Source organism: Yersinia sp. 2545 StPb PI (assembly GCF_052217125.1).
Lineage (GTDB): Bacteria > Pseudomonadota > Gammaproteobacteria > Enterobacterales > Enterobacteriaceae > Yersinia > Yersinia enterocolitica_E.
Map to the genome: position 1 here is coordinate 1,162,017 of NZ_JAZGPY010000001.1, position 25,863 is coordinate 1,187,879.

Sequence of the window (25,863 nt, forward strand, 5' to 3'; positions counted from 1 at the left end):
CGCTGTTGGCGGGTCAGGTTAGCTAGATATAGGAAAGGGAGCCGTAACAGGCTCCCTTTTTTGACACACCATTCTCATTGCTACATGAAGAACTTAACGTGTTATTTAGAAGGTGTAAGCAACGCCCATATTAATGGTCATTGGGGTCGCAATGTTTTTACCTTTAGAGACTTTCACTTCAGAACCGATTGACAGGTTAGAGGTCAGGTTTACATTGACCCCCACACCTGCGTTAGCTCGGGTCCCTTTCAGGCTGTTATCAAACATTTCGTTGTTAACCATCACCTTGTTGCTGGCCATCAGGTCATGATCCACTGAGAAGATAGCGTAAGGCTTAATTTCAGTACCACCATTCAACACAAAGCGATAACCGGTGTTCATCCCCAAAGTACTAGTGGTAGAACGTGCGCCTTGGCTCTGTGCTTCCATGCCGTTAGACAGTTGGTACTGGCTCTTGCCGGAGCTAAAGGTGTTCAGCGCGACATAAGGAGAGATATACATCTCATTGATATTAATATGTTTACCTACCTTCATGGCCAGACCCAGACCGGAGAAGTTAGTATTGCCGGTGGCGCTGCCGCCTTTAGCGGTTACACTGAGGTTCTGTTTAAACTGGTTAGTTTTCAGCACACCATTAATGTAATAACCGCTGTTAGCCAAATATTGCGCGTAAGCACCCAATGAGTTGCTTTCCACACTGCCGCTGCTCTGGTAATCAGATTTGATATTTGAGCTGCTGTAGCTGGCGAAGCTACCGATACTGAATACGGCATTACCTAAATCAATGGCTTTATCGCCACCTAAAGTCATGCCATTCAACTTCTGGTTGAAGTTGGCTGCTGTGCCTTTCACGTTATAGCTGTCGTTCAGGTAAGTGAGCCACACACCGCTTTCGTTAGCTGACGAACTTTGCTTATCCAAACGATTCTGAATTGAACTTAACTCAGCATTAAAGATAACCGGCATGGTATTGGCGACAGCCAGCACACCCGCGGTGCTTGGTGTCAGAGCTGCTTTATCGGCTACCAGTTTGAAGCCGCCTTGACCATTACTGACTAGGTTGTGCTTATAGTTACCCAGATCTACCGGGCCATTAGCCAGTGCAAAGCGCGCGTTATTGGTACCCTGTACATCAACGACATTCAGGTTAGCCGGAGCAACACCGCTGGCATCGATCTGAACGTTGAAATCACCATTGGCATCACCCGTTACATTCAGTGGTGCCGTGGTATGGCTGTGCAGGGCTGAACCTAAGTTAAAGCTACCGTTACCTGCCAATGAGTTCATGGTCAGTTGCGCTTTTGTTTGGCTCATATCGATAGAGCCGCCCGCTAGCGTGACATCTTTAAAGGCGAATTTAGCGGGTTTGCCATTCATGGCGCTAAAGGCCGCACGGGAAGTTGGGTGTAGCCTGACATAAGGTGCATCTTCGGCCACCAGCACCATGTTACCGGCTAAATTCAGGTCTGCATTCTGGGTTACTGCACCGTCATGGACGCTCAGGAAGCTGCCTTGGCTGGCATCAATAGTCCCTTCGACTGCGGCAGTTTGGGTGAAAATGGTGGTACCGCCATTTAACTCCGCGTCTTTCAGCGAACTGTAGATCAGCGCATAACCGTCTTCAACCAATATCTTATTGGCTTGCATGCGCGACTTAAGCTTCAAGATACCGCCGTTTACCGTGGTGTTGTCAGCTTTCGCATCGCCAATAACGGTGAATTCTGCACCGTTATTAACCGTGGTATGATGGGCGCTTGCGCTACCAGCAAGCTCGAAATGACTGTTATTCAGTTCGGTATGCTCGGCCGTGGCACCATCGTTAACAATGAACTTGCCGCCATTAACCGTCGTATACTCTGCTGTGGCACCGCTCGCCAAAGTGAAGGTACCGTTCTCAAGTGTGGTTTTATAAGCACTCGCCTTGTCATTAACCGCGAATTCGCCATCATTGATAGTCGTACGTATCGCTCCCGCACCAGCTTCAACGGTGAAAACACCGCCATTCAGCGTGGTATCTGCTGCGATAGCTTGGCTTTGCAGGGTTAAGTTCCCACCGTTGATGATGGCTTTAGAAATAACAGCTTTATCTTTGGCAGTAATATCACCTTCACTGACCATATCACTGACAAAAGAATAATCTCCCGCTGTAACCTGGCCGCCTTTGGCAACAATAGCCCCTTCTGATTTGGCTCGTTCAGTCTCACTTATCCCTTTAAGGCTTAACTGACCTTCTGCACCAACATTGGTATTTTTATCCGTACCACCGTTATTTTCCATAATGCCTTTGGTGATAACAGTACTATTTGCCAACGCGCCAAGCGCCAACGTTACGGTGCCATCTTCGCTAATCACGCTGTTAATGATTTCGCCGTCTTTTTCCACATTTTGTGTGCCGCCTGATACTTGGGTATCGACTGCAAAGGTTCCGGTAGCGACGGTTTGCTGCTCAGTGCTGGCAATTTTTTGCTCAAATGCAGGTATATCAATAGTCGTAGTCGTTACTGTCTCTAAATTAGCTAATGCTGCTGCCGCATTGTTCATTTCTGTGGCGCTGGTGGCGAGCTTATCCGCAGCGTCAGTTTTAATCTTATTGGCAGCAGTAACCTTAAGCTCAATGTTATTAAAATCAGCGTCGGCAGACTGATGTTTCTTGGTTGCGTCATCAGCTACCTGCTGTGCTGCCGCTGCATTTTTGATGGCCTTTTGCGCGGCTTCAGCCTCAGTTTTTTTGTCCACAGGCGTGCTTGTATCATCAATCAGTTTTTGTAGCTCGTTGACGAGATCTGGTGTCTTATCATCCCAGGCTGCATTGACAGCTTTAATTGCCGTGGTTTTTTCAGTATCAAGTTGTTTTAAGTTATCTTCAGCTTGAATTTTTTCTTTCTCAGCGTTTTCAACACTTGTCTTAAGAAGAACGGATTTAACATTCAGGACTGCAGCATCAGCTTTTGCCTTGGTATTTGTTTTTTTGGCTTCTTCCTCTGCCTGTTCAGCAACAGCCAGCTCGTTGAACTTAACTTGTTTATCGGCAAAATAAGCCGCCAGTTTTTCCTTTTGTTCCTGGCTAATCACACCTTGAGTCAGGTAGTTTTGTACCTTAGTCAGAGTATTTTGGCTTGCTTGTTGCCGCTGTGTAACTGCCGTGGCTTTTTGCTTAAGTTCTGGCGAAATAGCTGAGTTATCGTTGGTTAATGACGCAGTAAACAGTGAGTTGGCTTCTTCAGCGGTGAACTGGCCCGGTGCTTTGCTATTGAGCGAGGCTGTAAAAGCATCTGCTGCTGCTGCATTGAGTTTGTTCTTGTTGTCTTCGGTATCGTCTTTTGCATAAGCAACAACGGCTTCTAACTGCGTGATATTTTTTTCAAATACACCTTTAAATGAGTCTAGTTCTTTGTTCGCTTGTTCTTTTTGTGCCGGTGCTAATGCAGCAATGTTGGTTTCAATATCCTTAATCTGCTGCTGGTGATCCTGTCGCATTGTTGTAATTTGCGACTCAGCCTCGGCAATCATCTTTGGTGTAATTTTTGGGCTTTCAGGAAAGATGCTTTCCAGCAAGATATCTTCAGGGGCTTTGGTGTTAACCACCGGGGTGTTAGCGGGTATGGAAAAGCTGCCAGCATTGCCCATACCGAGAGTTGCACCGGGTATAAACGTAGATGTTGACGCAGCAATTGCCCCACCAGATATCAATGATGAGACCAAAATAGATAACGGCAATAAACGTGTGTTTAATGTGTTGCGATGACCCATGGTTTTATACATTCCTATTTACAGATGAATTTAAAAGACGAAATACTCAAGAGGGGTAATAACGACAAAATGTTGGATGAAATATAAAGAAGTAAGCTACCCATTCCTATTTATTAAAATATTAATTCGGGTGGTTTATATTAATTTGATTTTTAATTTTATTTTTTTGTGAGGATTTCCTTGTTTTTATGTTGATTTTATTGGTTTTTATTTTATGTTCTGCCTTGTCTTTCATTGGCGGATTGAATAATTTAATTTTTATTAAAAAAATATTAAATAGGTTTTTGGTGTGCGTTGTTTAGAAAGGGCGATATAAATGCGAGCCAATGCGCATTTTTTATGAAGATAATCACTTGACTCTTCCCTCCCTATATTCCCTTTCATACCAATGCTATAATCTTGCTATCAGCCAGGGAGCAAGATATGAATCACAATGGTTTGCGTCGGTTAATGTCAGGAATTAAGGGGGGGCGGGCGGCTATATTGCTCGCTGCGGCGTTGTTATTAGCCGCTTGTGATGACAGCAATAATAAGGGCGTGGTCACACCGCCTGCGGCTCAAGCCAGTACCTCGGCGGCAAAAACACCGGCGAGTAAACCCACAGATACGGTGGTACTGGCGGAGCTGGCAAAACGCCATGCTGGTCAGCCGCTCACCTTGCTGGATGCCTCTGAGCTGCAACTTGACGGGGCCAGTGCCATGGTACTGACCTTCTCGCAACCACTGAATCCAAATCAGGACTTCGCCGCGCAGGTGCATTTGGTTGATACTGTCAGTGGCAACATCGACGGTGCCTGGGAGCTATCCGATAATCTAATGGAGCTGCGTTTACGCCATCTCAAACCGGAGCGTAAATTGCTGTTGACTGTCGACAGCACGCTGCAAGGGGTAGGTGGCGCGCAACTGGGTGCACAACAACAGCAACAAATCACCACGCGTGATATTAAACCGAGTGTCGGCTTTGCCAGCAAAGGCTCTTTGCTGCCGGGCAAACTGGCGCAGGGCTTGCCGGTGATGGCGCTCAATGTTGATAACGTCGATGTTAACTTCTTTCGCATTAAACAAAGCAGCTTGGCTAATTTCCTCGCTAACTGGCAGAACCGCAGTGCGCTCTCTAACTGGGAATCGGACGAACTGCTGAAAATGGCTGATTTAGTCTATACCGGCCGTTTTGATCTCAATCCTGCGGTTAATACCCGTGAAAAGCTGTTGCTGCCCTTAGCCGATATCAAGCCGTTACAAGAATCTGGCGTCTATCTGGCTGTCATGCAGCAAGCCGGTCACTACAGCTATACCAATGCTGCAACCCTATTTACCCTGAGTGATATCGGTGTTTCGCTACATAGCTACCATAACCAGATGGATGTGTTCACTCAGGCATTAGCCGGTGGTGCGGCGTTGAAAGGCGTGTCACTGCAACTGTTAGATGATAAAGGCCAGGTGTTGGCTCAGGCCGAAACCGACGGCAAGGGCCATGCGCAGTTGGAAAAAAACGCTAACGCCAAACTGCTACTCGCCGCGCAAAATGGGCAGACCAGTCTGATCGACCTTAATGCGCCCGCTTTAGATCTGGCCGAGTTTGATATTGCCGGTCCAGAGGGTTTCCAGAAGCAGTTCTTTGTCTTTGGCCCCCGTGACCTGTATCGGCCAGGTGAAACCTTAATTGTTAATGGGTTACTGCGCGATGCTGACGGTAAACCCCTAACAACCCAACCAGTTAAAGTCGATATCCTCAAACCGGATAATCAAGTGGTGCGCAGCTTTACCTGGCAACCACAGGATGGCCTGTATCAATACCAATATGCCATACCTGAAGGTGGCCCAACTGGCGAGTGGTCACTACGCTTGAATGTGGGTGATAACCAGCCACGATTGTACAAATTCAAGGTAGAGGATTTTCTGCCAGAGCGTATGGCGCTCGATATTGCCACCAGTAAAGAACCGATCGCCACTGACAGTGAGGCTAACTTTGCCGTCACTGGCCGTTACTTATACGGTGCCCCGGCCTCGGGCAACCGTCTGCAAGGCCAATTATTCCTGCGCCCACTGCGTGAAGCTGTTGCCACACTGCCCGGTTTTGAATTTGGTTCGATTATCGAAGAGAACCTCTCCCGCACCTTAGATGAGTTTGATACCACCTTAGATAACGAGGGGCAGACAGATATTGCGGTGGATAACAGTTGGCAGCATGCCCAATCGCCGCTGAAATTGATATTACAGGCCAGCTTGTTGGAGTCGGGGGGCCGGCCAGTCACTCGCCGTGCGGAGCAAGCAGTGTGGCCTGCTGAGGCGTTGGTGGGGATTCGCCCGCTGTTCAATAAACAGCAGGTTTATGATTACCGCAGTGACAGCTATAAATCACAGGCGATGGTGGATCAGGATACGCAGGCTGATTTTGAAATTATCTATGCAAATGCCAACGGCGAAAAGCTGGCCGCCAATGGCATCAAAGTGAAGTTGGTACGTGAGCGGCGTGATTACTACTGGCAGTGGTCAGAAAGTGATGGCTGGCAGTCGTTATTTGATAAAAAAGATCTGACTCTGGCAGAGCAAAGCGTGAATATCGCCGCCAACGGGAGCGCTAAAGTCAGTTTCCCGGTGGAGTGGGGCGCATACCGCATTGAGGTGAGTAACCCAGATAATGAATTGATCAGCAGTTCTCGTTTCTGGGCCGGTTACAGTTGGCAGGATAATACCGCTGGCAGTGGTGCGGTGCGTCCTGATCAGGTCAAATTAACATTGGATAAACCCGCTTACCGCCCAGGCGAAAAAGTGAAGTTACATATTGAAGCGCCAGCGGCGGGTAATGGCTATCTGCTGGTGGAATCCAGCGACGGCCCGCTGTGGTGGCAGGAAGTGACTATTCCTGCGGGTGGTGCAGAGGTCGAAGTGCCGATTAACAAAGAGTGGAATCGGCATGACCTGTATCTCAGTGCCACAGTGATTCGCCCGGGTGATAAATCACAACAGGCGACGCCAAAACGAGCGATTGGTTTATTGCATCTGCCGTTGGTGGATGAAACCCGCAAGTTGGCATTGCAATTGGATGCCCCCGAGCGTATCCGGCCCAATCAAACTTTAACGGTAAAAGTGAAGGCCAGCCGCAGTGGCGCGCCGTTACCGGAAAAAGTGCAAGTTTTACTGTCAGCCGTTGACAGCGGGATCTTGAATATTACGGATTACGCCACGCCAGATCCTTACGATGCCTTTTTTGGCCGTAAGCGCTACAGCGCCGATCGCTATGATGTCTATGGGCAATTGATCGAAGGGCAAGGGCGTTTAGCCAGCTTACGTTTTGGTGGTGATGGTGATGAGGAAGATGCGCTGTCCCGTGGGGGCAAGAAACCCATTACCGAAGTGACTATTGTAGCGCAGCAAGCCCAACCGGTGACATTAAACGCACAGGGTGAAGGCACCGTTGAGCTGGCGATTCCAGATTTTAACGGTGAGTTACGTTTAATGGCCCAAGCCTGGAGTGATGAAGATTTTGGCAAAGCAGAGTCGAAAGTGGTGGTGGCAGCACCATTGATTGCTCAACTGGCAGCGCCACGTTTTCTGGCCGGTGGCGACAGTACCCAACTGGCTCTGGACTTAAGTAATTTATCTGGTCAGGCACAAACCTTAGCGCTGAAATTGGCCGCCAGTGATTTACTGGCGCTAAATGGCGCGCAAACTCAGTCCGTTACGCTGGCGAACGGTGAGCGTAAAACGGTACTGATCCCGGTTCGGGCGCTGAACGGGTTTGGGCAGGGTGATCTTGGTCTGACGATCAGTGGCATGGTACTGCCAAATGAAGAACTGCCAGATTACCAGCATCATTGGAAAATTGGCGTGCGGCCAGCCTATCCGGCCCAAACGCGCCATTTCGCTAATGTGCTGCGCAGTGGTGAAAGCTGGAGCCTGCCTGAGCAGGCTACGGCGGGATTGAGTGCTGAAACATTGCAAGGTCAACTGCTGATAACCAGCCGCCCACCTCTCAACTTGGCTCGTTATATCAGCGAGTTATACGCCTATCCTTATGGCTGTCTGGAGCAGACAGTCAGTGGACTGTATCCCTCACTGTACAGCAACCATGCACAGTTGACTGCGCTGGGTATTAAGGCCGATAGCGATGAAAAACGGCGACAGACGATTGATGTCGGAATTGAGCATTTGCTCAGTATGCAGCGCTACAACGGCGGCTTTGGTTTGTGGAGCAACGACAGCCCGGAAGAGTTCTGGCTAACCGCCTATGCCACTGACTTCCTGTATCGTGCCAGCCAACAAGGCTACAGCGTGCCTGCGGCGGCACTGACGGCGGCGAATACCCGATTACAGCGTTATTTACAGGATCCTAATCAGGTTGAAATTCGCTACAGCGAGCAAACCAAGCATACCCGCTTTGCGGTGCAAGCCTATGCGGGGCTGGTATTGGCGCAGCAGCAGCAGGCTTCGCTCGGCGCATTACGGCAGTTATATAGCCGCAATAGTGAAGCGCGTTCTGGCTTACCACTGGTGCAGTTGGGTGTGGCATTGAAATTGATGGGCGACATGCCGCGTGCCAAAGAAGCCATCACTCAGGGGCTAAATACCATACGCAGTGATAAGGATTACGGGCTGGAGGATTACGGTAGCCCGATACGCGATGATGCCCTTATTCTGGCACTGTTAACCGACAACAATCTACTGCCGCAAGCACGTGATAGTCGTCTGTTGGCCCTGTCTGATGCCTTGACCAGCCGCAACTACCTGTCAACGCAGGAGAGCAATGCTATATTCCTTGCGGGGCGCACCTTGATGAATGGCGCTGAAACGCCGTGGCAGGTTGCTATCGCGCCACAAGCTGAGCCAATTGCGGATAGCGTGACGCTGACCCAAAGTACCGCGTTAAACCAAAACTGGTCGGCATCACAACTGGCTGCGGGGATGCAACTGCAAAATCGGGGTGATACACCATTGTATAGCCGCGTTGCAGTGGTGGGATATCCGCAGCAAACCCCGGCACCATTCAGTAATAATTTGCATATCACCCGGAGTTACATTGGGCTAGATGGCAATCCGTTGCAGTTATCACAACTGAAAAGTGGTGAGTTAGTCTTGGTGCATCTGGATGTTTGGGCCGATAGGCGGGTACCGGATGCGCTGGTGGTTGATTTGCTGCCTGCTGGTCTGGAACTGGAAAACCAGAATCTGGGCGATAGCAGCGCCAGTTTGGGAGAGAGTGCCAGCAGCGTGACTGAGCTATTACAGGATATGCAGCAATCGGATATCAAACATCAGGAGTTTCGTGATGACCGTTATGTCGCTGCCGTCAATGTCGATGGTTACCGTCACACCACGTTGCTCTATCTGGCGCGGGCGGTCACGCCAGGCCTCTACCAGGTACCTGCGCCACAAGTAGAATCGATGTATGTACCCGATTGGCGTGCGCTAGGGAGTACTCCAGCGCAGCTTGAAATCGTTAAGTGAATACTCACTTCCCCTGAGCGACGAAACAGTTGTCGGGGGAAGTAATACGATTCATGCGCAAAAATATCTATTCCCGCTATCGGCGTATGGGCTGGGCGTTGGTGCTTATCTTGGTGTTGTTTCCGGCCACTCTTTGGCTGGCAGATAGACTTTGGCCATTGCCTCTGGCCGAGGTCCAGGTCGCGCGGGTAGTGGTTGGTGAAGATGGTACACCGTTATGGCGTTTTGCCGATGCTGACGGCGTATGGCGTTATCCGGTAACGTTGAGTCAGGTTTCGCCGTATTATCTGCAAGCACTGCTCACTTTTGAAGACCGCTGGTTTTACTTTCATCCCGGGGTAAACCCATTGGCGCTAGCGCGTGCCGCCTGGCAGGATCTGCGCGCTGGTAAGATACTTTCAGGTGGCAGCACGCTATCTATGCAGGTTGCCCGCTTGATCGACCCACATCCGCGCACGTTAGCTGGCAAATTGCGTCAAGTCTGGCGTACTTTTCAGTTGGAATGGCATTTTTCCAAAGTTCAAATTCTCGAAATCTACCTTAATCGCGCTCCATTTGGTGGCACCCTACAAGGGATTGGCGCTGCCAGTTGGACCTATTTAGCTAAGCCGCCCTCTCAATTAACCGCGGCAGAAGCCGCATTGCTGGCAGCATTACCGCAAGCCCCTAGTCGGCTACGTCCCGATCGCTATCCTCTACGGGCAAAGGCTGCTCGAGACAAAGTGTTAACCCGACTGGCGGATTATCAGGTTTGGACAGCAAAGGATGTGGCTGATATTAAACAAGAAGAGGTCTGGCTGGCACCGCGTCAGATGCCACAATTGGCTCCTTTACTGGCTCGCCGTTTAACCAGTGGTAATCAGCGCGAAGTGATCCACACCACACTTGATACCGGATTACAGCGCCAATTGGAAGATATGGCGGCGAGTTGGCGTCATCAATTACCTGAGAAAACCTCGCTAGGCTTGCTGGTGGTTGACCATACCACGATGAAGGTGCGTGCTTATCTTGGGTCGGTGGATTTTCAGGACAACAGCCGCTTTGGTCATGTGGATATGGTCAGTGCATGGCGCTCACCGGGGTCGACACTCAAACCTTTCCTGTATGCCATGGCACTGGATGACGGCCTGATCCATGCTGAATCTCTGCTTCAGGACGTGCCACGTCGCTTTGGTGATTACCGGCCTGGCAATTTTGATACCGGATTCCATGGGCCGGTCAGTGCCAGTGAAGCTCTGGTGCGTTCGCTGAATTTACCGGCAGTTCAATTACTGGAAGCCTACGGCCCAAAACGTTTTACCGCCAATTTACGCAATGGTGGTCTGAACTTACGTTTCCCCTCTCACAGTGAACCCAGTCTGGCGGTCATTTTAGGCGGAACCGGTTCACGGTTGGATCAATTGGTTGCCGCGTATAGCGCTTTCGCCCGTGGCGGAATGGCAGCAACATTGCGTTTTGAACCGCAGCAACAAATACAAGAACGGCGACTATTCTCACCGGGAGCAGCATGGATTACCCGGCGCATTATGGCCGGTGAAGCCAGGCCATTACCGGATGACATTTTGCCAGCTACCGTGCCACTGGCATGGAAAACCGGTACCAGCTACGGCTATCGTGATGCTTGGGCTATTGGCATCAATGCGCGTTATACAATAGGCGTGTGGGTGGGGCGTCCAGATGGCACTCCGGTTGCCGGGCAGTTTGGTTATGCTACTGCGATACCGATACTTAATCAGGTCAATAACCTGTTGATGGCAGGGTTACAGCAAAGCATTCGCAGGTTACCGTCAGATCCAAGGCCATCGTCAGTCAGTCGGGAAGAGATTTGTTGGCCGGGTGGGCAACCGCTAGCGGTTGGTGATAGCAACTGTCGACAGCGGCGTCAAAGCTGGGTGCTCGATGGCACGGTACCGCCCACACTGACCGCACCCGGCCAGGAAAATATGCAGGGTAGTCAACTCAGTATCTGGCTAAATCAGCAAGGCGAGCGGGTTGCCGCGGATTGCTTAGGAGCCAAGCCAACGCAAGTGGCCTTGTGGCCACTGCCACTGGAGCCATGGTTGCCACTGGCTGAACGGCGTAATCAACGGTTACCCGCAGCAAGCCAGCAATGTCCACCGCAAGGGGAAGGCAGTGCTGCGCCATTGCTGATTTTAGGTATACGTGATGGTGCTGTAGTTAAGCGCTTACCTGGTCATAATAGCCTTGATCTGCGCCTGGTGGCGCAAGGCGGGAGAGGTCAACATTGGTGGTTCCTCAATGGGGAGCAGGTGGCGGTGACCGAGAATAATCAGTCATGGGTACAAAACTTATCTGTGCCGGGCGGCTATCAGCTTAATGTATTGGATGAAAGTGGCCAGGTGGGTAATATAATGTTCCGTATGGAATAGTCATACTGATAAAACTAATTAATAACAATGGCTAATTAATTTTTGTATTTATCATTAAAATAACATCCCTGTGATAAATAAAATGATATCAATGCTTTTATTAGCCAGATAAAGTAATTACATCATGGTTTTTAGCACTGCTGCTTATTGCTGGGGATTATTAGATGAACCATAATTACTTAATAATATTTTTCACGCTAATATTAACTGAAAACGTTTCTGCTCAACAGGGGGAAGTGTGTTTCTTTGCTAATAATAACTATACGGGGAAATCAATTTGCGCGGGGCAGGGGCAAGAAGTAAGTGATCTTAAGGATGAATGGAATGACAAAATATCATCTATTTTTGTTCCCTCAGGTATGATTGTCACGGTTTATGAAAATAATGATTTCTCAGGCAAATTATTGACATTTAGAGATGATGTTGATTTATTTTCCTCTCGCAGTTGGGCTGATTTAAATAATGAGATTAGTTCCTTTAGAGTTAGAAGCGCTGCCTGTTTTTATGAGCAAGATAACTTTTTAGGTGAATCAATTTGCCTCTCTGGTAACGAGTACGTTGATCTGTTTAATAATACTGATCGCCGTAGGAAGCAATCACATATTTTAAACCCACTTAATGATCAAATTAGTTCGATAAAACTACCACAAAATACCCAAGTGACAGTTTATAAAAATGATAACTATAGCGGCGATTACTATACTCTGACTGATGATTACTTAACTTTTGACTTAAAAAAATAGGCATGGATAATGGAATTAGCAGTATTCATGTTTCTCAGAAAGAATATTTTATTTGCGATCAATATTGTGTTGTAAAAGATAGAGTTATTATCCCGATACAATATACCTTTGGTCGATATTGGGGTGATGAACGAATAGGTCCAAAACAAGCTTTGGTCAGTTTTGATTTGAATGATCAAGGTGATTATTCTATAGAAATAATCGGCGGTGGTATATTTAAAATAAGACATCGTGAGGTTTTTTTTATTCATGAAAGCAGAAGTAATAGTTCTATATTCAAATTGAGCAATGAAAGCGATACATTGTCAATGTTATCGACATTTAATGGTGGCTATTTCGAAGTTCAATTTATGGAGTCTATTGGTGAACAGGTGGTCTATTACTATCCACTGATCACCTATTTGTTTGATGCGGATAAAACGAGTGTTAAATTTTTTATTAATAACGCAAATGAAACTGAACCATTAATTATAAATAAAATAGTGTTGACGGCTGAAAAAAATAAAAGTAGGTCAGGGCGAAGTCTGGTTGGAAAAACCGCTTGTTGGTTAGTTCCCCTGCTTAATATTTATAATTATGTTATCCAAGGGCGGTGTAATCAGGTAGACCGGTTTGTCACTAATGCTTATGATTTTTTCAATGGCGGTAACAATAAGATATTACAAGTATCCGGTTCTTCGAAGCCCTTCCCTAAATTAATGACGAATGAAGCGTTGTCTGCTGATGTTTTTTTGACGGAGTTGTCAACTGAGCCGGTCGGTATATTGACTCAAATTAATTCTGATATGAACGGTAAATCATTGACAGTACCGGCCAGTGCACGGGCCTGTAAAGTTTCAATGAAAGATGAAGTGCTCCCTCATTTACGCTTTCGCCGCCAGCTTATTCCCCCCTGCATTGATTGGACATTGAATATTTTGACTGATTTTACACTGCTCTTTGGTGACAGTCTTGATAGTTGGAACGCTGAAAATTTTGGTCGGGTTATTGCGCGGATTATCAGCTCAGGTGATACCGGCTATGCGGCATTAGATACAGCGACCGATGCGCGGTTTATTGAAAGTGTCCGAACCTATATCGCGGAGAATATTGATAATATCGCCCTGTTAAAGACAGCATTTGATTTTTCACAACTTAGCTATGCTGTTTATTTACATCACAATAATCTGGATTTTAATGTCGAAACACCACAAGTAGCACAGCTACTACCTCAAGGGCGCTATGAGTTGGCACTGCAAAATTTCGAGTTTGTCGAAACCATCCCCAGAAGACGGCAACACAATCAATGGTTAGAACAGCCTGAAATGCACTTTGATATTGAAATCATTAGCGGCGCAACCGAAGGCACGCTGGCTGCCAGGCAACATGTCCTCGCGGATATCGAAGAATGGCAACGGCGCTACAGTGAGGCCGCGCAGACCTTAAAAAGCGCAACGAATATTGAAAATATTGGCAATCTCAATCCGTATGAGGGGATGGATGTGGTTATTTCTGCCTCGAATTTGGTGAGTGACGTGGTGCTGAGTTGGCTAATAACACCCCGTGATGATTATATCTATGTGATCGTTCGTCTATCAGGAGAGGTTATTAGCATCACGCTGGCCGTTGATATTAATGAGTTTGATGTTGGTGTCGCCGGCTCGCTGACTCATCCAGCTTATGTGCTATATCCAACGGCTGAAGGCGTTATCAGAGGCGCAGGTACAGCGGCTATCAGAGCATTAGCCAACTATTTAGCCAAAAAAGGGAAACGCGCACTGGTATCGGATGTGATCAGCCAACCTTCAGCTATTGTGAAAAAGAAGGTGGGCTTTCAATTTATCAATGAACTTTGATATTAATAACGTTTTACCTGCAAAGCACTGCGAGTATGGCAAACGGGTTTTTATGCAAAGTGTGAGTTGTACGCAAAAATGAGTAATTAAGATAAATATTTTTTAATGAAATGTTGTGATTCCCGTATGCAAGCGTTAATCGCGCACTTATAATCGGCGGCCACTGTACAGGGGTCGGCATAATTTTGTAGTAAAGGAACCGTTCGCCAGCCAAGTTTATATCCTTATTTAGGGTAGTTAGCGGGGCGGGTTCCACGTCCGGTCAATATTAGAAATTCAATAGAGGTTATCATGGCTTTAGAACGTACTTTCTCCATCATCAAACCCAATGCTGTTATCAATAACGACATTGGTGCTATTTATGCGCGTTTTGAAAGTGCTGGTTTCGAAATCATTGCTGCAAAAATGCTGCGCCTGACCAAAGAACAAGCAGAAGGTTTTTACGCAGAACATAAAGGCCGCCCGTTCTTCGATGGTTTGGTTGAATTTATGACCTCTGGCCCAATTATGGTACAAGTTCTGGAAGGTGAGAATGCCGTTCAGCGCCACCGTGATATCATGGGGGCAACTAATCCAGCTAACGCACTAGCAGGCACTCTGCGTGCTGACTTTGCCGACAGTTTTACCGCTAACGCAGTACACGGTTCTGATGCGGTTGAATCAGCTCAGCGTGAAATTGCCTATTTCTTCGCTGCGGATGAGATTATTTCTCGTCGCTAATGAGTTGATTCTGTGTAGAAATGGCCAGGATTTAATCAACTGAAACAATAAAGTTGCCCGGACGCCTTTCCAATCATGGAATCCATGCTCTAAAATTCGTACAATGCCGCGCCCCGGTGGAGACATCTCTCCCGGGGCGTTCTATTATTTATTTATCGCCGTTTCGAAAGCCTATCCGGTTTAACACGCAGCGCCGTAAAGTGTAACAACGAGGCCACGACAACTCATGTCTGAACAATTATTAACTTCATCAGCACCAATTGATGCTGTCCCTACGCCAGACAACGCGCCCGCCATTGCCGCGCCTGTCACTGGCAAAATTAATTTGCTCGACTTAAATCGCCAGCAAATGCGCCAATTCTTTGCTGAAATGGGCGAGAAGCCTTTCCGTGCAGATCAGGTCATGAAGTGGATATATCACTATTGCTTTGATGATTTCGAGCAAATGACCGACATTAATAAAGTGCTACGCGCCAAATTGCAGCGGGTAGCAGAAATCCGTGCACCGGAAGTGACTGAAGAGCAGCGATCAACGGATGGCACCATTAAATGGGCCATCAAAGTGGGTGATCAGCAAGTTGAAACCGTCTATATCCCAGAAGGCGACCGCGCAACGCTGTGTGTGTCATCTCAGGTAGGCTGCGCACTGGAGTGTAAATTCTGCTCCACGGCACAACAGGGCTTTAACCGTAACCTGCGGGTATCGGAAATCATCGGTCAGGTATGGCGTGCGGCCAAAATTATCGGCGCAGTAAAAGCCACCGGTATCCGCCCAATCACCAATGTGGTGATGATGGGGATGGGTGAACCTTTGCTCAATCTGAATAACGTGGTGCCGGCCATGGATATCATGATGGATGACTTTGGTTTCGGCTTATCTAAACGCCGTGTGACCTTGTCTACTTCCGGCGTGGTTCCGGCGTTGGACAAGCTGGGTGATATGATTGATGTGGCGTTGGCTATCTCATTGCACGCGCCGACCGATGATATCCGCGATGAAATCGTGCCAATCAATCGTAAATACAATATTGAAACCTTCCTGGCTGCGGTACGGCGTTATTTGGATAAATCCAAAGCCAATGGCGGGCGGGTTACCGTCGAATACGTTATGCTGGATCACATCAATGACAGCGTGGAACAAGCTCATCAACTGGCGGAATGTCTGAAAGACACACCATGTAAGATTAACTTGATCCCATGGAACCCGTTCCCTGGCGCACCTTATGGCCGTAGTTCAAACAGCCGGGTGGATCGTTTTTCTAAGGTATTGATGGAATATGGTTTTACCACCATTGTTCGTAAAACGCGTGGTGACGATATAGATGCTGCATGTGGGCAGTTAGCGGGTGAGGTGATTGACCGCACCAAGCGTACCTTGAAAAAGAAAATGGCCGGTGAACCTATCGCTATTAAGACAGTCTGATTGAAAGTATTGATTTGTTCTATATAACTAATTGTTATTTAACTTATAATTTGTTAGATGCTCAATACTGAAAAAGCTATACCCTAAATAATTCAAGTCGTGAGTATTGCGAACGTGCATGACGCTTGAGGTATGACGGGTATCTTCACATATAAGGACAATTGAGAAAGCATGAAGCTGACAAGACTGTGGAGAGTTTGCCTGATTGCGACCGTATTGGCTGGTTGTTCCGGTTCATCGCCGGAAAAGGTTAGCCAACCCGCCGCCGGGCAGACGCGTTTACAACTGGGTTTAGAGTATTTGGCGCAGGGTGATCTTAATGCCGCGCGGCAGAATCTTGAGAAGGCTGTAGAGGCTGATCCACAGGATTATCGCGCTCAATTGGGTATGGCGTTTTACGAACAACGTATCGGTGAAAACAGTGCCGCAGAGCAGCGTTATCAGCAAGCGATGAAACTGGCACCTGGAAATGGCACGGTACTGAATAATTACGGTGCGTTTCTGTGTGGTTTAGGGCAGTATGTACCGGCCCAACAACAGTTTAGCGCAGCAGCGCTGCTGCCCGATTACGGTCAGGTGGCAGATAGTCTGGAAAACGCTGGATATTGCTTTTTACGGGCCAATCAAAATGACCAGGCTCGGATACTGTTGAGTCGGGCATTGAAGTATGATCCTGATAAAGGTGAGCCGCTGCTTGCAGAAGCTCAAAGGCATTTTGGAGAAGGGAATCGCGCTCAGGCGCAACTATTACTGGATGTTTACCAACATACACTTCCGGCCAGTGCTGAAAGTTTATGGTTACAAATTCGTTTCGCCGCGCTAGCAGGCCGTCAAGATAGTGTTCAACGCTATGGCAAGCAGCTTGCGCGAAGTTTTCCACAATCCAAACAGTACCAGCATTTTCTAGCTAATGAATACTGAAGCCTCCCAAGATCAAACAGTTCCAGAGACGACAGGTGTGCGCCTGCGTCAAGCCCGCGAAGCTCTAGGGCTAACTCAGCAGACGGTTGCAGAACGTCTGTGTCTGAAGGTATCCACAATCCGTGATCTTGAGGAGGATAAAGCGCAAGCTAATCTCGCCTCGACATTCCACCGTGGTTACATTCGTTCTTACGCCAAATTGGTTCACCTCCCTGAAGATGAACTGTTACCCATGTTGGAAAAACAAGCACCAATCAGGGCAACAAAAGTGGCCCCAATGCAAAGTTTTTCATTGGGGAAAAAGCATAAAAAACGTGATGGCTGGTTGATGAGTTTCACCTGGCTTATTGTGTTGGTTGTGCTGGGGTTGACAGGAGCATGGTGGTGGCAAAATCATCAGGCGCAGCAAGCAGAGATAGCCACTATGGCTGATCAATCCTCTGCCCAGCTGTTGCAAAATGGCGGGCAATCTGTGCCGCTGTCTGATGAGAATAGCGATCCTAACGCGCCGACCGATACCCAGGCTCCGATTGCGAATAGTCAGCCTGCCTCTACACCTACGGCAAGTGGTACTGCACCGGTAACAAACAGTACAGCACCTGTGGATACGGTAAATAACCGTGTCGAGACAGCAACTAATCAGGGAGCGACTCCGGCGGAGTCTGTGGTCGTTTCCCCGAGTCAGGCAGTTGTGCCTGATGCTTCTACCGCGCAATCACCACTACCTACAGCAGACGCTGGGGTAAATGGTGCGGCATCATCTGTGGGTTCATTGGTAATGAACTTCAAAGCTGATTGCTGGTTACAGGTTGTTGATGCGAGTGGAAAAACATTGTTTAGCGGTATCCAAAAAGGAGGCGCGACCCTCAACCTATCGGGGAAATCCCCTTATAAACTGACTATCGGTGCACCTGGTGCGCTGACAATCACATATCAGGGTAATCCGGTTGATTTGAGTAAGTTTATTAAGGCTAATCGCGTAGCCCGCCTGACTGTCGGTGTAGAGTAATATTGTGGTTTTGACAAACTATGTTGTGGTTCAGCTAAACCGCCACTGTAGTTTTGAAAAACTGCTTTGTTGTATAAACTACACGACTGTAAAGGAGAGTGTGTAATGCATAACGAACCCCCAATTATCCGACGTAAATCTACCCGGATTTACGTCGGTAAAGTGCCAATTGGTGATGGTGCGCCGATTGCAGTGCAATCGATGACCAATACTAAAACCACGGATGTTGCTGCGACTGTTGCCCAAATCGTAGCATTGCAACGTGTTGGTGTGGATATCGTGCGAGTCTCAGTACCCACCATGGAAGCGGCTGAGGCGTTTAAATTAATCAAGCAGCATAAAGACGTCATTGTGCCGCTGGTTGCCGATATTCATTTTGACTACCGTATCGCCCTGAAAGTGGCTGAGTACGGTGTTGATTGCTTGCGTATTAACCCCGGTAATATTGGCAACGAAGCCCGTATCCGAGACGTGGTTGCTAGCGCTCGCCACTACAACATCCCTATCCGTATCGGTATCAATGGTGGATCGCTGGAGAAAGATATTCAGGAGAAATACGGTGAACCTACGCCGGAAGCCCTGCTTGAATCCGCGATGCGGCATGTCGACATTCTTGACCGCCTCAATTTTGATCAGTTTAAAGTCAGTGTTAAAGCCTCAGATGTTTTCCTGGCGGTAAACTCCTATCGTTTGTTAGCCAAAAAAATCGACCAACCTTTGCATTTGGGTATCACCGAAGCGGGTGGTGCGCGCAGTGGTTCAGTTAAATCTGCCATTGGATTAGGTTTGTTGCTGTCTGAAGGTATTGGCGATACGTTGCGTATCTCGCTGGCGGCTGATCCGGTTGAAGAAGTCAAAGTCGGTTTCGATATTCTTAAATCTTTGCGTATCCGTGCCCGTGGGATTAACTTTATCGCTTGCCCAACATGCTCGCGCCAAGAGTTTGACGTTATCGGTACTGTGAATGCTTTAGAACAGCGGTTAGAAGATCTGATTACACCTATGGATGTCTCTATCATCGGTTGTGTGGTCAATGGCCCGGGTGAGGCTTTAGTGTCGACTATCGGTGTGACCGGTGCTCATAACAAAAGCGGTTTCTACGAAGATGGTGTTCGTCAAAAAGAACGCTTTGATAACAAAAATATGATTGACCAGTTGGAAGCCAAAATTCGGGCTAAAGCATCAATGCTTGATGCTAATAATCGGATTGTTATCAATCAATTGGATGATGAATAAACATCGTTGGTCATGGGTTGTCGGTCAGCACAAAAGCGGGTTTTAGCCCGCTTTACATTGCGCCTGTAGGGGTAACAAGTTGTCATCATTGAATATATGGGTGGCAAGCCTCTATAATCGGCTTTATTTTTTGCACCATGCCCAAAGTAATTAGAGTGGCTGCGAACGGCGCTGCTGCTTCAAGTAAATAGGGTATAAAACTACAGAGAACAGACGTGGCAAAGAACATTCAAGCCATCCGTGGTATGAACGACTACCTGCCAGCCGATACGGTAGTATGGCAGCGCATTGAAAGTATCTTGAAGCAAGTACTTGCAGGCTACGGTTATAGCGAAATTCGCATGCCGATTGTAGAGCAGACCCCGTTATTCAAGCGCGCGATCGGTGAAGTCACCGACGTGGTTGAAAAAGAGATGTATACCTTTGATGATCGCAATGGCGAAAGTCTGACACTGCGTCCTGAGGGAACCGCAGGGTGTGTACGTGCAGGTATTGAACATGGTCTGCTGTACAATCAGGAACAGCGTCTGTGGTACATCGGTCCGATGTTCCGCTATGAGCGCCCACAGAAAGGCCGCTATCGTCAATTCCATCAGTTGGGTGCGGAAGTTTTCGGTCTGCAAGGGCCGGATATTGATGCCGAATTAATTTTGCTGACTGCCCGGTGGTGGCGTGCTTTAGGTATCTCAGAGCATGTGCAACTTGAACTGAACTCCATTGGATCATTGGATGCGCGTGCTGATTACCGTGAAGCGCTGGTGACTTTCCTCGAGCAACACGTTGAGGTACTGGACGAAGATTGTAAGCGCCGGATGTACAGTAATCCGCTGAGAGTGCTGGACTCCAAAAATCCCGATGTTCAATTGCTGCTAAATGATGCGCCTAAGCTATCTGAATATCTGGATGAAGAGTCAAAACAACATTTTGCAGGTCTGTGTGAACTTTTAGACCAGGCCAGCATCCCATATACCGTCAATGAGCGTTTAGTTCGTGGTTTAGATTATTATAACCGTACGGTATTTGAGTGGGTCACCAATAGCTTGGGCGCCCAGGGCACTGTGTGTGCCGGTGGGCGTTACGACGGTTTGGTTGAACAACTCGGTGGGCGTGCAACGCCTGCGGTTGGTTTTGCCATGGGCCTTGAGCGTTTGGTTCTGTTAGTGCAGGCCGTAAATGCTGACTTCCAGGTACCAGCGACAGTAGATGTTTATGTCATTTCGTCTGGTCAGGATACGCAAAGTGCTGCAATGCTACTTGCTGAGAACCTGCGTGATGCCATGCCAACGCTGAAATTAATGACCAATTACGGCGGTGGTAATGTCAAAAAGCAATTTACCCGCGCTGATAAGTGGGGTGCCCGTGTTGCATTAATGCTTGGCGAAAGCGAAGTAGCAGCACAGCAAGTGGTCGTAAAAGATTTGCGAAATGGTGAACAAGAAACGCTGGCGCAAGCGGATGTTGCTGCGCGTCTGGCTTTGATGTTGGGTTAAGGAGAGAGACACCGTGGAAGTCTATACCACTGAAAATGACCAGGTTGATGCAGTGCGCCGTTTCTTTAGTGAGAATGGTAAAGCGCTGGCCGTGGGTGTGGTGCTCGGGATTGGTGCATTAGTGGGTTGGCGTTACTGGCAGAGTCATCAGAACACTGTCTTGACGGAAGCCTCCTCTGCCTATCAGCAAGCCAGTGATGCTTTGTCAGCTAACAGTGCTGATGGTGTTGCTCTTGCTGAAAAATTTGTTCAGGGCAATAGCAATAACTACGGCGTACTGGCCGGGTTAGAGCTGGCTCATCACTTTGTTGAGCTAAATGAGTTTGATAAAGCGGCGCAACAACTCACTCAGGCGCTGGGTCAGACCAAAGATGAAAATCTGTTGTCACTGATTAATTTGCGTCTTGCACGTCTGCAATTGCAATTGAAGAAACCAGACGACGCATTGAAAACGCTGGATGCGGTGCAGGGTGATGGTTGGACTGCGATGGCTCAGGATGTCCGTGGCGATGCGCTATTGAGTAAAGGTGATACCGCCGGTGCGCGAGCTGCTTACAGCAAAGGCGTCGAATCAAATGCTTCTCAGGCGCTGCAAGCTTTGCTGCGCATGAAATTGAATAATTTGTCCAGCTAAGGGGTATTCCCATGCAATTGCGTAAAACACTCTTAGTAGGACTGGTATCTGTTGCCCTATTGAGCGGTTGTTCACTGTTTAACAGTGAAGAAGATGTGGTTACCATGTCACCACTGCCAAAAATTGAGAATCAATTCACACCAACTAAAGTGTGGAGTACCTCAGTAGGTGGTGGTGTCGGTGATTATTACTCCCATTTGCGCCCAGCCTGGCAGGGGACGACTGTCTTTGCCGCCGACCGTAAAGGCTTGGTGAAAGCCATGGACGCCGACAGCGGTAAGCAAATCTGGCAAACCGATTTGTCTGAAAAAACCAACTTCCTTTCCAGCAACCGTTCTGCAATGTTATCTGGTGGCGTCACTGCATCAGGTGCCCATGTGTATGTCGGCAGCGAGAAAGCGGTAGTTTATGCGCTTAATTCCGATGATGGTCAGGTTGCATGGCAGACCGTGGTGGCGGGTGAAGCATTATCTCGTCCGGTTGTCAGCGATGGGGTGGTACTGATCCATACATCAAATGGCATGCTGCAAGCACTGAATGAATCAGACGGTGCGATTAAGTGGACATTAAACCTCGATACACCAGCGCTGTCTCTGCGCGGTGAATCTGCACCAGCAGTCGCATTCGGTGCAGCGATTGTCGGTGGTGACAATGGCCGCGTCAGTGCGGTAATGATGGAACAGGGCCAGTTGATCTGGCAACAGCGTATTTCCCAAGTGACAGGTACCACTGAAATTGACCGCCTGAACGACGTTGATACCACGCCTGTGGTTGTTGATGGTGTGGTTTATGCTTTGGCATACAATGGTAACTTGACTGCATTAGATCTGCGTTCCGGCCAGATCCTGTGGAAGCGTGAAATGGGATCAGTGAATGACATCATTGTCGACGCGGGTCGCATTTATCTGGTCGATCAAAATGACCGAATTGTTGCGCTGAAAACAGATGGCGGTATAACCCTTTGGAGTCAAAGCGATTTATTACATCGTAACTTGACAGCTCCTGTGATGTATAATGGGTATCTGGTTGTAGGTGATGCCGAAGGTTATCTGCACTGGGTGAATACCGATGATGGCCGTTTTGTAGCTCAGCAGAGCGTAGACAGCTCCGGCTTCCTGAGTGCGCCAGTGGTTGCCAGCGATAAGTTGCTGGTTCAGGCGAGAGGCGGCACGGTATACGCGTTCACCCGTTAATCCTGATTTAGTGCCTGTTTAACAGGCCAATAATAGGTCAATACCCAAAGTTATTGGTGTTGCAGCAAGGCAGCAAACGAATGAACCCTAATGAACTGATACCGTCAGTTATTCGGGTTAGTGAATGCCGCTAATATCGCAGCAACGTTCAAAACGCAGGGTTTTAAGCGGCTCCTGAGATTCAGGGGCCGTTTGTCTTCTAAAAACTGCGCTGTTGCAGGTTTGGTACAGCGCTGTAATGATTTGAAAATTAAGTAATGAGGCTTCAACAATGATACCTGTCATCGCGCTGGTCGGGCGCCCGAATGTGGGTAAATCCACTCTATTTAACCGTTTAACGCACACCCGTGATGCGTTAGTTGCGGACTTTCCCGGGCTAACGCGTGACCGTAAATATGGTCGTGCCGAGGTCGAGGGGCATGAGTTTATTGTTATCGATACCGGAGGTATTGATGGCACAGAAGATGGCGTAGAAACCAAGATGGCAGGTCAATCGTTATTGGCGATTGAAGAGGCCGATATTGTCCTGTTTATGGTTGATGCCCGCGCAGGCTTGATGCCTGCGGATCAGGGGATTGCCCAGCATCTGCGCAGTCGTGAAAAAGCGACTTTCCTGGTTGCCAACAAAACTGATGGTATTGATCCAGATACTGCTACAGCAGATTTCTATTCATTGGGCTTAGGTGAAGTTCATGCTATCGCGGCGTCCCATGGTCGTGGTGTGACTCAGTTGATTGAAGATGTTATGGCACCTTATATGGATGCTGTAGAGTCTGAAGTTGAATTGACCGATGAAGAAGCGAATGCGGCTTATTGGGCCGCACAGGAAGCTGAGGACGACGCTGTTCCTGAAGATGACGCAGAAGATGATTTTGACCCACGGACTCTGCCAATCAAACTGGCAATTGTCGGGCGTCCTAATGTAGGTAAGTCCACACTAACCAACCGCATTCTCGGTGAAGATCGGGTGGTGGTTTATGATATGCCGGGCACCACGCGTGACAGCATTTATATTCCTATGACCCGCGATGAGCGTGAATATATCCTGATTGATACTGCGGGTGTGCGTAAACGCGGCAAAATCACCGAAACGGTGGAAAAATTCTCAGTAATTAAAACCTTGCAGGCAATCGAAGATTCCAATGTTGTACTGTTGGTTATTGATGCTCGTGATGGTATTTCGGATCAGGACCTGTCGCTGTTGGGCTTTATTCTCAATAGTGGGCGCTCACTTGTTATTGCGGTGAACAAATGGGATGGCATGACAGAAGAAGCGCGTGCGCAGGTTAAAGATATGCTGGATCTGCGTCTTGGCTTTGTCGATTTTGCGCGGATCCACTTTATCTCAGCCTTACATGGCAGTGGCGTGGGTAATCTGTTTGAATCTATTCAAGAAGCCTATGACTGCTCAACCAAACGTGTGGGCACTTCCTTACTGACCCGCATTATGCAGATGGCTGAAGAAGACCATCAGCCTCCTTTGGTGCGTGGCCGTCGCGTCAAATTGAAGTATGCCCATGCTGGGGGTTACAACCCGCCGATTGTCGTAATCCACGGCAACCAGGTTACTGACCTGTCGGATTCGTATAAACGCTACCTAATGAATTACTTCCGTCGTTCACTAAAAGTAATGGGTACGCCAATTCGCATCCAGTTTAAAGAGGGCGAGAACCCATTCGCGGGTAAGCGCAATCCATTAACACCAAATCAGATGCGTAAACGTAAACGTTTGATGTCGCACCTGAAAAAAGGTAAGTAGTAACAGCAAAGCGCGGGCATTCCGCGCTTTTTGCACATTTAACGACCGCCGTCAGTAAAACGCAGCTTGGGCCGCTTAACCGTAAACAAAGGGAGTTGAAAGTCAGTCATGTCTTGGGAAACCTGGAGTTTTGCATTTAGTGTTACGATGCCTAACTTGCTGATGATGTTACTCGGTGTGCTGTTACGGCGCTTTGGCTTGATGGATGATCGCTTCTGCGATGGTGCCACTAAGCTGGTCTTCAATCTCGCCCTCCCTTGTCTGCTGTTTTTTAGTGTCGCGACCAATCATGTCAGCTTATTGGATAACCTACCCTTGGTTGTTTATGGCGCTATTGGTACGTTGGTGACCTTCTTGCTGTTGGAAGTCGCCGCCAAGTGGTTGGTAAAAGACCCAAAAGAGCGTGGTGTATTCGTGCAGGGAGGGTTCAGAGCCAATACCGCTATCGTGGGGTTGGCTTTTGCCATGACGGCATATGGTGCCGAAGGGGTGGCACTCGGCTCGATGTATCTGACGGTGACAGTGATTTTATTTAATATGCTGTCGGTGATCACCCTGACTCGCAGTCTGCAAGCTGGGCAGGGCGGCAAAATCAGTAAATTGGCACTGTTACGCAGTATTGTGACTAATCCGCTGATAATTGGGCTACTGTGCGGTTTACTCTACGCACAAACGCAATTACCTCTTCCTCAGGTGATTGTCCAGACGGGGAGTTATATCTCTGCTTTGGCATTACCATTGGCTCTGTTGTGCACCGGAGCGAGCCTCGACTGGCACGCGATGTTCCGTTCTTCCAATGTGGCAGCGTTATCTTCAACAGCTAAATTATTTGTGGTGCCAATATTGATGACCGTTGGTGGCTTGTTGATGGGCTTTCGTGGGGCGACATTAGGGATTATATTTCTGTTCTCTGCCACCCCAACGGCGGCTGGCAGTTATGTTATGACCCGCGCCATGGGAGGCAATGCCACCCTGGCGGCGAATATCATTGCCATCACCACGGTCGGTTCATTCTTTACCACCGCGCTGGGGATTTACTTCCTACGATCGCTCGGGGTGATGTAGTTTTTAAGGAGAAGTCGATGGATGCATTATGCCCAGTTTGCCAAAAACTGATGACCGAAGTAAGTGGCCACTTTCATTGCTCTAATTGCCATGGCAACTATCAGCAACAGGCGGAGTGCCCTGATTGCGTCAAACCGTTGCAGGTACTGAAGGCGTGTGGCGCGATTGATTATTTCTGCCAGCACGGTCACGGACTCATTTCGAAAAGCCGCGTTCACTTTAGTTACTTGCCGACGATTTGACTGGC

General features: G+C 48.3%; 14 protein-coding genes and 1 pseudogene. 14 read left to right on the top strand and 1 reads right to left on the bottom strand.

Annotated elements, in window-relative coordinates:
- Window positions 1–105: 105 nt before the first annotated feature.
- Window positions 106–3,750 carry an autotransporter outer membrane beta-barrel domain-containing protein gene (locus V1955_RS05190; RefSeq protein ID WP_442820600.1) on the bottom strand — a complete coding sequence of 1,215 codons (3,645 nt, stop codon included), beginning with the start codon at window positions 3,748–3,750 and terminating at the stop codon, window positions 106–108.
- Window positions 3,751–4,173: 423 nt separating this feature from the next.
- Here V1955_RS05190 and V1955_RS05195 point away from each other — a divergent pair, with 423 nt between their 5' ends.
- The 14 genes and pseudogenes from V1955_RS05195 to V1955_RS05260 all read left to right on the top strand — a co-directional run bounded on the left by V1955_RS05195 (window position 4,174) and on the right by V1955_RS05260 (window position 25,858).
- The gene (locus V1955_RS05195; RefSeq protein WP_442820601.1) at window positions 4,174–9,198 is read left to right on the top strand and encodes an alpha-2-macroglobulin family protein; all 5,025 of its coding nucleotides are present in this window, start codon (window positions 4,174–4,176) and stop codon (window positions 9,196–9,198) included.
- Window positions 9,199–9,251: 53 nt separating this feature from the next.
- Complete coding sequence (gene pbpC, locus V1955_RS05200; RefSeq protein WP_442820602.1) at window positions 9,252–11,588, top strand: peptidoglycan glycosyltransferase PbpC; 2,337 nt, start codon at window positions 9,252–9,254, stop codon at window positions 11,586–11,588.
- A gap of 164 nt (window positions 11,589–11,752) precedes the next feature.
- Window positions 11,753–14,166: pseudogene (locus tag V1955_RS05205) on the top strand (peptidase inhibitor family I36 protein).
- 291 nt (window positions 14,167–14,457) lie between these two features.
- Window positions 14,458–14,886: a nucleoside-diphosphate kinase gene (ndk, locus tag V1955_RS05210; RefSeq protein WP_083163189.1), complete on the top strand. Its 429-nt coding sequence runs from the start codon at window positions 14,458–14,460 to the stop codon at window positions 14,884–14,886.
- Window positions 14,887–15,112: 226 nt separating this feature from the next.
- Window positions 15,113–16,309: a bifunctional tRNA (adenosine(37)-C2)-methyltransferase TrmG/ribosomal RNA large subunit methyltransferase RlmN gene (locus V1955_RS05215; RefSeq protein WP_083163193.1), complete on the top strand. Its 1,197-nt coding sequence runs from the start codon at window positions 15,113–15,115 to the stop codon at window positions 16,307–16,309.
- A 171-nt stretch (window positions 16,310–16,480) separates the two neighbouring features.
- Complete coding sequence (gene pilW / locus V1955_RS05220) at window positions 16,481–17,230, top strand: type IV pilus biogenesis/stability protein PilW (protein ID WP_372559663.1); 750 nt, start codon at window positions 16,481–16,483, stop codon at window positions 17,228–17,230.
- Entirely contained in the window at window positions 17,220–18,239 is a 1,020-nt protein-coding gene (gene rodZ / locus V1955_RS05225; RefSeq protein WP_083163197.1) for a cytoskeleton protein RodZ, read from the top strand. Before pilW ends, rodZ begins: the two co-directional genes overlap by 11 nt.
- A gap of 105 nt (window positions 18,240–18,344) precedes the next feature.
- Window positions 18,345–19,475 carry a flavodoxin-dependent (E)-4-hydroxy-3-methylbut-2-enyl-diphosphate synthase gene (ispG, locus tag V1955_RS05230; protein WP_083163199.1) on the top strand — a complete coding sequence of 377 codons (1,131 nt, stop codon included), beginning with the start codon at window positions 18,345–18,347 and terminating at the stop codon, window positions 19,473–19,475.
- Window positions 19,476–19,690: 215 nt separating this feature from the next.
- Window positions 19,691–20,965 carry a histidine--tRNA ligase gene (gene hisS / locus V1955_RS05235; protein WP_442820603.1) on the top strand — a complete coding sequence of 425 codons (1,275 nt, stop codon included), beginning with the start codon at window positions 19,691–19,693 and terminating at the stop codon, window positions 20,963–20,965.
- Between the two features lie 13 nt (window positions 20,966–20,978).
- Window positions 20,979–21,599 (top strand): YfgM family protein, encoded by a 621-nt coding sequence (locus V1955_RS05240; RefSeq protein WP_083163203.1) that lies wholly within the window; start codon window positions 20,979–20,981, stop codon window positions 21,597–21,599.
- An 11-nt stretch (window positions 21,600–21,610) separates the two neighbouring features.
- Complete coding sequence (bamB, locus tag V1955_RS05245; RefSeq protein WP_083163205.1) at window positions 21,611–22,792, top strand: outer membrane protein assembly factor BamB; 1,182 nt, start codon at window positions 21,611–21,613, stop codon at window positions 22,790–22,792.
- A 271-nt stretch (window positions 22,793–23,063) separates the two neighbouring features.
- On the top strand, window positions 23,064–24,551 hold the full coding sequence (der, locus tag V1955_RS05250; protein WP_083163207.1) for a ribosome biogenesis GTPase Der: 1,488 nt from the start codon (window positions 23,064–23,066) through the stop codon (window positions 24,549–24,551).
- A 108-nt stretch (window positions 24,552–24,659) separates the two neighbouring features.
- Window positions 24,660–25,616, top strand: a complete 957-nt coding sequence (locus V1955_RS05255) for an AEC family transporter (RefSeq protein WP_083163209.1) — start codon at window positions 24,660–24,662, stop codon at window positions 25,614–25,616.
- A 17-nt stretch (window positions 25,617–25,633) separates the two neighbouring features.
- A complete protein-coding gene (locus V1955_RS05260) occupies window positions 25,634–25,858 on the top strand; it encodes a zinc ribbon domain-containing protein (protein WP_083163211.1) in 225 nt (74 codons plus the stop codon).
- The last annotated feature ends 5 nt before the right edge of the window (window positions 25,859–25,863 follow it).

What these genes read in the sequence shown, in the direction of transcription:
- V1955_RS05195 (WP_442820601.1), top strand. Translation starts at nt 4,174, where the DNA reads ATGAATCACAATGGTTTGCGTCGGTTAATGTCAGGAATTAAGGGGGGG.
- der (WP_083163207.1), top strand. Translation starts at nt 23,064, where the DNA reads ATGATACCTGTCATCGCGCTGGTCGGGCGCCCGAATGTGGGTAAATCC.
- ndk (WP_083163189.1), top strand. Translation starts at nt 14,458, where the DNA reads ATGGCTTTAGAACGTACTTTCTCCATCATCAAACCCAATGCTGTTATC.
- V1955_RS05255 (WP_083163209.1), top strand. Translation starts at nt 24,660, where the DNA reads ATGTCTTGGGAAACCTGGAGTTTTGCATTTAGTGTTACGATGCCTAAC.
- pbpC (WP_442820602.1), top strand. Translation starts at nt 9,252, where the DNA reads ATGCGCAAAAATATCTATTCCCGCTATCGGCGTATGGGCTGGGCGTTG.
- pilW (WP_372559663.1), top strand. Translation starts at nt 16,481, where the DNA reads ATGAAGCTGACAAGACTGTGGAGAGTTTGCCTGATTGCGACCGTATTG.
- ispG (WP_083163199.1), top strand. Translation starts at nt 18,345, where the DNA reads ATGCATAACGAACCCCCAATTATCCGACGTAAATCTACCCGGATTTAC.
- V1955_RS05260 (WP_083163211.1), top strand. Translation starts at nt 25,634, where the DNA reads ATGGATGCATTATGCCCAGTTTGCCAAAAACTGATGACCGAAGTAAGT.
- V1955_RS05215 (WP_083163193.1), top strand. Translation starts at nt 15,113, where the DNA reads ATGTCTGAACAATTATTAACTTCATCAGCACCAATTGATGCTGTCCCT.
- bamB (WP_083163205.1), top strand. Translation starts at nt 21,611, where the DNA reads ATGCAATTGCGTAAAACACTCTTAGTAGGACTGGTATCTGTTGCCCTA.
- V1955_RS05190 (WP_442820600.1), bottom strand. Translation starts at nt 3,750, where the DNA reads ATGGGTCATCGCAACACATTAAACACACGTTTATTGCCGTTATCTATT.
- rodZ (WP_083163197.1), top strand. Translation starts at nt 17,220, where the DNA reads ATGAATACTGAAGCCTCCCAAGATCAAACAGTTCCAGAGACGACAGGT.